General features: G+C 43.1%; 7 protein-coding genes. 1 reads left to right on the top strand and 6 read right to left on the bottom strand.

Annotation, left to right across the window (positions count from 1 at the left end):
* The 5 genes from IKB69_RS02740 to IKB69_RS02720 all read right to left on the bottom strand — a co-directional run.
* Positions 1-971 (bottom strand): ATP-grasp fold amidoligase family protein (locus tag IKB69_RS02740; protein ID WP_290945852.1); only part of this gene is annotated, 971 nt, incomplete at its 3' end.
* A 25-nt stretch (positions 972-996) separates the two neighbouring features.
* Positions 997-2,349, bottom strand: coding sequence for an L-serine ammonia-lyase (locus tag IKB69_RS02735; RefSeq protein WP_290945850.1), 1,353 nt, complete (start codon positions 2,347-2,349; stop codon positions 997-999).
* Positions 2,350-2,352: 3 nt separating this feature from the next.
* Positions 2,353-3,693, bottom strand: a complete 1,341-nt coding sequence (locus IKB69_RS02730; protein WP_290945848.1) for an aromatic amino acid transport family protein — start codon at positions 3,691-3,693, stop codon at positions 2,353-2,355.
* 35 nt (positions 3,694-3,728) lie between these two features.
* Positions 3,729-4,319 (bottom strand): Holliday junction branch migration protein RuvA, encoded by a 591-nt coding sequence (ruvA, locus tag IKB69_RS02725; protein WP_290945845.1) that lies wholly within the window; start codon positions 4,317-4,319, stop codon positions 3,729-3,731.
* Entirely contained in the window at positions 4,316-6,253 is a 1,938-nt protein-coding gene (locus IKB69_RS02720; protein ID WP_290945843.1) for a hypothetical protein, read from the bottom strand. Before IKB69_RS02720 ends, ruvA begins: the two co-directional genes overlap by 4 nt.
* 217 nt (positions 6,254-6,470) lie before the next feature.
* On the opposite strand from IKB69_RS02720, the gene IKB69_RS02715 reads away from it, so the two are divergent.
* A complete protein-coding gene (locus IKB69_RS02715) occupies positions 6,471-6,914 on the top strand; it encodes a tyrosine-type recombinase/integrase (protein WP_290945841.1) in 444 nt (147 codons plus the stop codon).
* A 349-nt stretch (positions 6,915-7,263) separates the two neighbouring features.
* Here the strand turns inward: IKB69_RS02715 and IKB69_RS02710 are convergent, their stop codons facing one another.
* Entirely contained in the window at positions 7,264-8,091 is an 828-nt protein-coding gene (locus IKB69_RS02710; RefSeq protein WP_290945839.1) for a toprim domain-containing protein, read from the bottom strand.
* Positions 8,092-8,143 lie beyond the last annotated feature (52 nt).

Genomic DNA, 8,143 nt, shown 5'->3' with positions numbered 1-8,143 from the left:
GCGATTTCTTCTTGATGGACAAACCGCCCTCTAATCACTTCTATATGACTCAATGTACCATTAAACATATGGCATTTATAGTCTGTTGGGGCTTTATAGGATTCTAGGTTTTGGGCAATTTTGTTATGAAAATCGTTATTTTCAAATGTCTTTGTGGTAGAGTCCGTGGTTTCTGCATTAGGAGCAGCGTTTGCGGGGCTAGAAGCTCCTAGAAGCTCCTCGATAAACACGCGTGGCTCAATGTCTTTGTAATGCCATTCGCGGAAAAGTGTGTAGAAGTTTGTGGCTAGGTGTTGCTGGATTTTACTCCTAGCAGCTTCAAAGCGCGCTTGATCATTTAAAAACTCCTGCTTATTTGGCACAAGCACTACACCACCCCCATCGTGGTTAGTTTTAATGGCAAAAGAAGAAGGTAAAGTGGCGAAGTTTATCTCATCAAAGCTTTTGTAAATCCCATAGAGCTTGGGGAGATAGGGGCAGATATTGGTAGCAAATAGAGTAGATCCTAGTGTGTCTATGGGGGTAAATAGTGGGGAGCTAGGCTCTAGAAGATTGAGCTTGGCTAAGGCTTGTATGGTGGATTGCGCGCTAGTATCTAGACTTGCTTGAAGCTCTGGGCTATTCTCCTTGCACTCTGCCCCCCCCCTTATCGCGTTTTCATAGAGTGGGTAAAGTGTGGCAGCGATGTAGATCCTAGCCTTTAGCTTATCGGCTAACGCGGTATAAACAGGATTTCTATCAAACAAAATGCGATGAATAATCTTCTCATTAAAAGTCTGTGGGTTGCGGAAGTCTGGAGTGTAGCCAAAGATTTTCTTATGTCGGCGGATAAAGTAAGCTTCATCATCTAGGGTGGATTCTATTAGGGCGTTTAGCTTCACGCGTAGCGGACGAATCGCTCTTGTGTAGATGGGATTGTGCTTAATGCTTTCTTTAAGGCGGGATTTTAGACTTTTAGGTTCTTGGTTCATTAGATCTCCTTGTATGTGAGGTAGGTTAGCAAACGCTTGAAAGTGTTTTGGCTAGACCGCCTAGGGCGGTTTCGCGGTATTTGGCATTCATATCTTTGCCGGTTTGATACATTGTCCTTATCACTTCATCTAGACTGACTATGGGAGTGCTTTTGCGCGTCATTGCCATTCTGGCTGCGGAGATTGCCTTGATCGCACCAAAGGCATTGCGCTCTATGCAGGGGATTTGTACAAGTCCACCCACAGGGTCGCAAGTAAGCCCCAAGTGGTGTTCCATAGCCATCTCCGCAGCATTGCAAGTCTTCCTAGGATCTGCGCCTAGTATGGTAGCCATAGCTCCTGCTGCCATAGAGCTAGCCGAGCCGATCTCTGCTTGACAGCCTGCTTCTGCGCCACTTATGCTGGCATTTTTTTTAATGAAAGAGCCTATGAGTATAGCTGTTAGCAAAAACTCTACTGCTTTGTCATCGCTAAAGCCTATAGTGTGGTTTTTTAGATAAAGCATTACCGCTGGGATCACCGCACAAGCACCATTTGTAGGAGCTGTTACCACACGCGAGCCACTGGCATTCTCCTCCGCTATAGCAATGGCATAGAGTGAGATAAAGTCAATAATCCCTAGCGGGTCGCTTGTGGTATGCACGCGCTCAAACAAGCCCTTAGCGCGGCGTTTTAAATGTAGCTTACCCGGGAGATAGGTTTCACTTGGATGCGTGCCTTGCTTGTAGGCTTCTTGCATACACTCCCATACTTCAAGGCAGTAAGCTCTAATACTCCTCTCATCGCGGAATTGTAGCTCATACTCTAGCGAGAGTGTAGCTAGGTCGCAGGACTTCTCATCGCAAAGATAGAGAGCTTTGGTAGCGTTTTCTATCTGCCAAAGGCTAGAATCCATCTTTTCCTCCTGTATAGATTCTAGCTCTTGCGCACTTTTGACAAAGCCCCCGCCGATAGAGAAGTAAGTGCTAGATTCTAACTTGTCGCCTTGCGCACCAAAGGCTTCTATACACAGGGCATTTTCGTGCTGAGGTAAGAACTCATCGCTAAAGATGATGTCACGCTCACTATCAAAATCTATAAGTTTTGCCCCGCAGAGATTGAGCTGTTTTGTATCATAGACACGCGCTAGAGTGGTGGCTTGAAGATTTTTGGTAAGGGTCTTTGCCTGTAAGTTTTCTAGTCCCCATAAAATCGCCTTATCACTCAAATGTCCCCTGCCTGTGAGTGAGAGTGAGCCATAGAGTGTGATGGTGATTGTGGAGATAGATTCTAGCTTGCTGGCAATTTGCTCACAAAACCTATTGCCAGCAATGAGTGGTCCTAGCGTATGCGATGATGAAGGACCTATGCCAATTTTGCAAATGCTAAGATTGCTCACGCGCTACCCTATAAGTTTGTAAGTCACGGTGAAGATTGTCAAAAGCCCTGTGATAAACACAAAGGCGTCTAGGGCGAGGTTTTTAAACTGCTTCATCTTTGATACGCTATAAATAGCGATGATTGGCATAAGGAAAAGGATTGCTGCGATGATTGGACCGCCTAGGTCTTCTATGAAACCTAGCACACTAGGATTGATATACGCTACAAGAAGCATTACTATATACATCACGCTTGTGCAAGATATAGCTATGATTTTTAGGTTTGGATTTTCATTTCCTGCGATTTTGCAGCACTTACGCACGATTCCATACGCTCCTTCACGCGCGCCAAAATAATGCCCAAAAAACGAGCTAGAAATTGCCAAAAACGCTATCAAAGGACCGCCATAAGAGATGAAAGGGTTATTAAGCTTATTGGCAAAGTAAGATAGCACAGGGATATTTTGCGCCCTAGCTTCCGCAAGCTCTGCTGGGCTTAAACTTAGCACACAAGAAAAGACAAAAAACATCACAAAGATTAAAAGCATAGTTGCCGTGCGGAATAGTATCTGATTTACCTTTGCTACGGAATATTCCTTATAAGTTCGCTTCACACTTAAAGAAAATGTAGAAATCGCCGGAGAGTGATTAAAGCTAAAGACAAGCACAGGCAGAGTAAGCCATACGATTGTCAAAAACTCCTTGATATTAGGCGCTTCACTTAGACTGCCTAGACTCCAATGCGGGATAAGATAGAGTGAAAAGATGAAAAGTATCGCACATAGCGGATATACAAGCCATTCACACACTTTGGTGATAAACTCTTCGCTAAAAAGCATAATAAGCATAAATGCACTTACACCCAAAAACACCAAAATCGCCCGCCAAAGTGGCAAAAGATGCGCCACGCTACCCTGCATACTAGGCTCATAAATACTTTGGATGAAGCTAGCTAATCTACCATTAGAATCTAACAGGGGCAAAAATTGATTATAAATAAAGCTCTCAAATGTGTTTGTAATCCCTACACAATACGCCAAACAAATGGGGAAAATCGCAAAGAAATAAAGGATAGAGATAAGCACACTCACATTGCGTCCAAAATACTCTTCTGCCGAGTAAGTAATGTCTCTATTCTCACCATTTGCCTGGCAGACAAAGACACTTAATGCTCTATGACTCAAATACACCATAGGAAAGATGACAAAGCACATTGCCACCACAGGCCAAAAGCCCCCGCCTCCAGCTTTAATAGGTAGATACAAGATTCCAGCACCCACTGCCGTGCCAAAAAGTGATAGCATCCAGCGGGTATCAAATGAACTCCATTTGAGCGGTGTATTTGTGGCTGTGTCGTGTTGCATACTCTCTTCTTGGTTTAGTTGGTGGCTATTATACATTAGCGTGCAAGTAAGCGCAAGGCTTCTTTGATCGCGCTTTGTGTGTCAGTAGCAGTGATGCTTGGCAACACTTGCTTAATCTCGCTTGCCTTATAGCCTAGGGCTTCTAGCGCACTAGAGATGTCGTGCTTGCTTGCTATGTGTGCTTGAGGCTTGCTAGATTCTAGCACTTGCTCGCAAAATCCCGCTAAATCTAATAGAATCTTGCCCGCACTTTTTGCACCCACTCCCGGAACCTTTTGTAATAGCTTAATGTCCTTGCTAGCGATGATTTCTAGGAATTTTTGCGCGCTAAAGGTGCTAAGAATTGTAAGGGCTACTTTTGTGCCTACGCCATTGATTTTAAGCAACCGTTCAAAAGTCTCTTGCTCTAAAGTATCCACAAAGCCAAAAAGCGCTTGCATATCTTCTCTAATGATATGCGTAGTGTGCAGGTGGATGGCACTAGGCTCGGGGCTAGATTCTAGCTTGATGCGCAAATGCGCGCTTGTTTGCACACTTATAGCAATGGCATAAATCACGCCTTGGACATTGAGCTCCACACGCATAGGCTCTAGCTTGTGGATTTTACCAATTAGACCACAGATCATTGCTCTACCTTTAAGTGGATTAGGGGGGCGTGGCTTGCCTCGCTAGAATCTAAGCTTGTGCTAGATTCTAGGCTAGCTTCTTTGACTTTAGCGATAGTGATTGTCGCACTTTTATTATACTCAAGTAAGAGTGATTCGCTCATTATCTCACTTGGCTCTAACTCTAGCTTTTGTATATGTGCGTAGTTTTCAAAGCCCAGCACATTGCTGATACATAATCGTGCATTTGTGAGTCTAGTTTGTAGGGCTGGGATTGTGGTGTGCGTTAGCATGTGTAAGGATTTTTGCAAGGCGTTTTTGCGCGCTAGAGTGGCTTTATAGAGCTTGATAAGAAGCAAGGAGTTGGCATAAGTTTGGGAAAATTTGACTTCTTTTAGCGCGATTGCCTGCTGCTCTTTAGTAAAGCCTTGGAGTTTTTGCAAAAAGACTTGCGCATCACTAAGCTTAGGGAGCAGGGCACTTAGGGTAGAATCTATGCGCGCTAGGGTTTGGGATTTATCGCGGTGATAAGTTCTAGCATTGTAGAGATAGTCGCGGTAGTCGCTAGAACCTAGTAGGCTAAAGATTAGGGCATTATCATCGCCGTAGCTTTTGGGGATTTCTTGGACTTGGAGTTGTGTGCTAAAGTGGCAGGAGTTAGCAGAGCGCAGGCGATCTATATGGATAGACTTTGCATAAATGCTACTAGCTCTAGCTTCTTGGATTCTAGCACTTTTAGCATAGATCTTACCAGAATCTACATTTTTAATCGTGCAATCTTGGGCGATTAAAAGCCCCCTGTGGGTTAGGATTTTGGCATTTTGGGCTAGGATTTTAGAGCTTTTGTGTGTTGAGCCATTGATGACTAAATGCCTTGCTTTAATGGCGGTGTTGCTTCCTAGGTCGCCGTTAATTTCTATATGCTCCGCTTCGATATACACGCCATCACCTAGGGCATCGATGCTACTATCGCTAGATTCTATACTTAGTGTAATGTGGGCTTGTATCCCTCCTAGTAGGGGTGGGGTTTGGGTTGATTTTATTGGAGTGCTTGGTGGTGTGTAGAAGCAAAAAATATCCGCTTGTTCGCTTGTGTTGCGACTTTTTTGGGCAAAAGGGGCGGTGAGTTGATTATGCAAGGCGATGAAGCCCCGGACTTGACTGAAGTATTCTATCCTATCATCGTAGATTTTATGAGTGATATGCTCTTGCTCGCTTGGGATTATCCGCGGTTTTGTGGTACTAGGCGCGCAGTACTCCCCTAAGAGATTGCGTCCAGCTACCCCACCATCGCCAAACTCATACACCCCCACAAGCTCACCAGAATCTACACCATAAAATGCTTCTTCAATCTTGCTAGGTGGGGGAATACTCTCATCGCTAAAAAAGCTTCGCGCTTGGGTTTGGTGCAAGGCTTGATAGCTTTCTTGCGGAAGAAAGCGAAAGCGCATAGGGCTAGGCGGGATATAAACACTACTCTCCATAATACAAAATTCTCGCTCACGCATTTTTGGCTCACGCTTAATGGCTTGCAAAAGCTCTTGCAAGCGTGCGTGCAGACTCTGTATATCGCGCAAGATTACTCCTAATATAGCTAGATCCGCGCCCACTTGTGCGCATAGTTCTTGCTCCATTTCATCAAGTGCGAGAAAGCTATCAAAGCAGCGCATAAATACCTTGTCTTTATTTGGTGAGAGTGTGAGTGTATAAGTGCTATCAATAAGCTTTGGACGCACGAGAATATCGCAGCTCTGGCGCAGTGTGAAGCTGTTTGTGTGGTAAAGCGTATCGTCTAAAAGCGCGTGGCTAGGTAGATTTGGATCGCTTAGAGTGATATGGTGCTTTTGCAAGAGACATTGCACATCGTCAGTGGAGATCGTGCGCTTGTGGCACTCGCTTTGTAAAGATTCTAGGGGGCTATCTGTATCTAGTAGGAGAAATGGTGCAAATTCCACACAAATCCTTAAAAAGGGTAATCGTGCAAGTATAGCAAACTTCTCTTTAAGTGATTTAGCTCTACAAGTGCTATGAGATCGGTTATAGTAATACCACTAAGCCTTAGTTGCTTTTTGATTACACCGCAGAGTTTGCATAAGCCTAATAGAATCTAATAAAAGAGCAGACCAGCTTTGATGAATATAGGAGTTAAATTCACCCTACATAAACACCGCAATGGCTAAATGGAGTCATATTGATCTAGATTCTGCTTTGTGGATAATCCCAGCCAAAGAGATGAAAACACAAGCAAGTCACACCATAGCACTAAGTAGCTACGCACTAGTGATTTTACAACGCCAAAAGCAAGACACAGCTAAATTGCAGAGTGTATTTGTATTCCCAGCGTTTAATTCACTTAGGCACTTAAGCCGAGATAGACTCAACACCGCATTGCAAAAGTTAGCAAATGGCAAATATAAAGGCAGGGTAACTGCACACGGATTCCGCGCTACATTTCGCACGATTTGCTCACTACATAAAGCTGAGCTACTACAAAAGGGCATAAGCGATGAAGTTATAGAATCTGCCTTAGCTCACAAGACAGATAATGAAATCAAATTTGCCTATGAGAGAGAAAAGGCAAGCCTAGAGCAGCTTAGAATCCTAAGAAAAATTTAAGCAAAATATGCATTGTGTTGCAAAATATAGGCTACAAATGTCCTGTAGCACGATGTTTGTCGTGCTTTTCCGTTTTCCCAATGTTTTCCCAAAATTTTGCGTGTTTATGAGCTAGCAAAATCGGGGTTGAAATACCTTATCTATAAGTGATTTTTCCGTATAGCAAAGATGTTGCAATATAGAAATATGTAGAAATATTTATCAATATTGTGCAGTATTTGTTACATATTGTTTTACATTTTTTTATGTTATCTTTAAGCTTTTGTATTTGGCTCTATTATTCTTGGATTCTGTGTTATGGCATATACTGCAACACTAGAAAACAACGAGTAAAATCTCCTTGTAAGCATTACCGCTCAAAATCATCTTTGCTTTTTGATTTATGGATTCTTTCTATTATTCTTTCACCTAATTGCCTTTCCACTTCCACTCTCACTGCTTCAATGCCGCGCAGATTGACCAAATCATTAAAATCGCTTACGCTTCCCATTTCACTTGATTTACACTGCGGATAGATGATACGGATTTGTGGATATTTCTCTTGACACGCCATAGCCGCTTCCATTCCAGCATTTCTTTTTCCCTGTGCTTCTTTCTTTACATCATTATCCGCACAGATGGTGATTTGCTTGTGTGGATACTTAGATACTAGCTCATCACATACATTGAGCAAATTCCCACAATCCATAGCCGCAACGCTAGGCTTACCTAGAATCTCGCTCATACTCATAGCTGAAGCAAATCCCTCGCATACAAAAAACTCGCTATGCTCTTCTAATGGGCGTTGTGTGAAAAATAGCCCCTTTTTCTTTGCTAGAAACTCCTCGTTATTTTGTCTTTCTTGCTCTGTTTTGATGACTCCATATATCTTGCTTCCATTTGGCATTATCCGCTGCAAGCTTTGCATTTTGCCATTGACATCTCGCAGAGGGATTAGGAGATTATTAAACCTATCTACTTTGACATTGATATGCTTCATACTAATTTTCTTAGATTCTAGGTAGGGGTGGGAATTTGGTGCTGGCAGCGCATTTGCAAATTCATATCTAAGTCTTTTGGCGGTCTTTTCCTGTAACTCTCGTTGGTGCTGCTCTTTGGCTTGAGCAATGGCTTTGTGCTGCTGGATATTGTTGCTAGTATCGTGCGATTTAGCACTTGTGTGATAAAAAACAGACATTGTATTTTAAACTTCACTCGCTCATCAGTCTTAAAGTTATGAACCCAACTAT

Source organism: Helicobacter sp., assembly GCF_017502485.1.
In the GTDB taxonomy this organism is placed as follows: Bacteria; Campylobacterota; Campylobacteria; order Campylobacterales; family Helicobacteraceae; genus Helicobacter_B.
This window is presented reverse-complemented; position numbering and strand designations above follow the sequence as displayed.

Excerpts from the sequence above, each read along its gene's own strand:
- IKB69_RS02730 (WP_290945848.1), bottom strand. The coding sequence starts at position 3,693 with ATGCAACACGACACAGCCACAAATACACCGCTCAAATGGAGTTCATTT.
- ruvA (WP_290945845.1), bottom strand. The coding sequence starts at position 4,319 with ATGATCTGTGGTCTAATTGGTAAAATCCACAAGCTAGAGCCTATGCGT.
- IKB69_RS02715 (WP_290945841.1), top strand. The coding sequence starts at position 6,471 with ATGGCTAAATGGAGTCATATTGATCTAGATTCTGCTTTGTGGATAATC.
- IKB69_RS02710 (WP_290945839.1), bottom strand. The coding sequence starts at position 8,091 with ATGTCTGTTTTTTATCACACAAGTGCTAAATCGCACGATACTAGCAAC.